Source organism: Candidatus Deferrimicrobiaceae bacterium (assembly GCA_035256765.1).
GTDB lineage: Bacteria > Desulfobacterota > Deferrimicrobia > Deferrimicrobiales > Deferrimicrobiaceae > CSP1-8.
In genome coordinates, this window is record DATEXR010000270.1 from 1 (window position 1) to 1,954 (window position 1,954).

A 1,954-nucleotide genomic window follows, 5' to 3' on the forward strand; every position below is an offset into this window, starting at 1 on the left:
GTCGGAATCGGCCGTAGCGGCCTCCGGAACCTCGGCATCTTCCTCCGGCGGCAGGATCTCGGTCTCCAACCGGGTGGACCTCCCCCCGAACGGGGCGACCCACATCACGGTGTTTTTCACCGCGTCGTCGGCCACTTCCGCAACCATCTTCCTTGAGCGGACCCGCAACGGCGGGAACGGGAAGGTGGACGCCTACATCGACAAACTCGACGGGTCCTTCACGACGGCTACGGAGGCGGGTACGATCACCGAACCGGCGAACGCGCAAAACGTCATCGCCGTGGGGTCCTTCGACACGAAGGCACCGGGGGGAAGCCCGGACCCCAGCCAGGGCATCTCCTCCTTCAGCAGTCTCGGCCCCACACGGGACGGCAGGGATAAACCGGACCTCGCCGCGCCGGGGTCCGTCCTCTATTCCGCGAAGTCATCCGACCCTTACGGCGGCCCTCATCCCACCCCCCCGACCGTTCCGGGGTACGACAATTACATCATCCTCGAAGGGACCAGCATGTCGACCCCGCACGTGACCGGGATCGCGTCGCTGGTCTGGCAATCCAACCCGCTTCTCACCTCGGCACAGATGCGGGAGCGATTAAGAAGGACGGCCACCCCCGTCCCGCCGACCCCCAACACCACCTGGGGATTCGGCAAGGCGAACGCCCTCCGGGCCGTTTCCGCATCGGTGGCGTCGATCACCGCGCCCTCGACCGCCACGCCGGGGAACACCGTCAATCTGAATTCCGAATCCAGTTCGGGGGCCTTCGGCAACCCGCTTTCCTACACTTGGGCTTTTTCCTCGCGTCCGACCGGGTCCAACGCATCCCTCTCCTCCCCCACTGCAGCATCCCCCTCGTTTGTGCCGGACATCCCGGGGAACTACCGGGTCTCCCTCACCGTGTCGCAGGCCTCTCCTGCGGGGACCCCCCCGGGAAACGCGGAGGCCACCGTTCACGTGAACCGCATCCCGCTCGCCGCGATCGCCGGCCCCGCGACCGACAACGTGGGAATTCCGGCATCGTTCAGCGGGGCGGGAAGCAGCGACCAGGACTCGCAGCCCCTCACGCTTCGGTGGATGCTCGTTTCCCGGCCCTCAGGGAGCTCGGCATCCCTGGTAGTCGCGGGGAGCGACAACGCGACGATGACTCCGGACTTCCCCGGCGTCTATGAGGTTGGGCTGCGCGCCGACGACGGCCTGGACAACAGCGCCCTGGTCACGAAGACCTATACGACGACCGGCGTCGCTCCGCCGTCAACGGGAGGAGGAGGCGGCGGGGGGTGCTCGATCGGGAACGGAACACAGGCGGAGGATGGGCCATCGTCGCTTGTCACCCTCCTCCTGATCCTGCTGCCTCTTTTCGTCCTCCCGGCCAGGAGAATTGGGCGGGGACACTCCTCTCCCGCATCCCGGAGATGAATCAGGGGTGTCCCCGGTGACTTAAGGAGGGTTGCCCGACCCTTTCGCCTGCGCCTCGAGTCCGGCGATCCGTTCCTTCATCTCCCTTTCCTTTTGCCAGCGGGCGGTCACATCCCGCAGCACGGCCGAGATGCCCAGCAGAACCCCGTCCTCGTCCCGGATGAGTGCGACGGAAAACTCCAGCGAGACCCGGGAGCCGTCCTTGCGGATTCCCGGCACGGCGAGCAGATCTTTCCCGTATTTGGTGCTCCCGGTCTTCACCACCCGGAAATACCCTTCCCAGTGCCGCTCCCGCATCTTCTCCGGGACGATGATGTCCAGCGACATCCCCACCGCTTCCTGGGCGCTGTACCCGAACATCGCCTCGGCCCCGGCATTCCAGAGACGGATGATCCCGTCCTGGTCGGAGAAGACGATCGCGTCGGGGGAACTTTCGACGATCCGCCTGCAAAGGGAATCGTTATTCTCCTCGGACATAGGGGCCTCCTGGAGGGTTGGATTTTTCTTTCAGCTATGGGATGCGCTATTCCCCTTAAGCGT

2 protein-coding genes are annotated in these 1,954 nt (G+C 65.5%); one reads left to right on the plus strand and one right to left on the minus strand.

Going from position 1 to position 1,954, the window contains the following annotated elements:
- The coding region (locus tag VJ307_09090) for a S8 family serine peptidase (GenBank protein HJX74297.1) at positions 1-1,414 on the plus strand (1,414 nt) is incomplete at its 5' end.
- A 21-nt stretch (positions 1,415-1,435) separates the two neighbouring features.
- Here VJ307_09090 and VJ307_09095 read toward each other — a convergent pair.
- Entirely contained in the window at positions 1,436-1,891 is a 456-nt protein-coding gene (locus VJ307_09095) for a PAS domain S-box protein (protein HJX74298.1), read from the minus strand.
- Positions 1,892-1,954 lie beyond the last annotated feature (63 nt).

Coding starts and splice junctions, on each gene's coding strand:
- VJ307_09095 (HJX74298.1), bottom strand. CDS start 1,891: ATGTCCGAGGAGAATAACGATTCCCTTTGCAGGCGGATCGTCGAAAGT.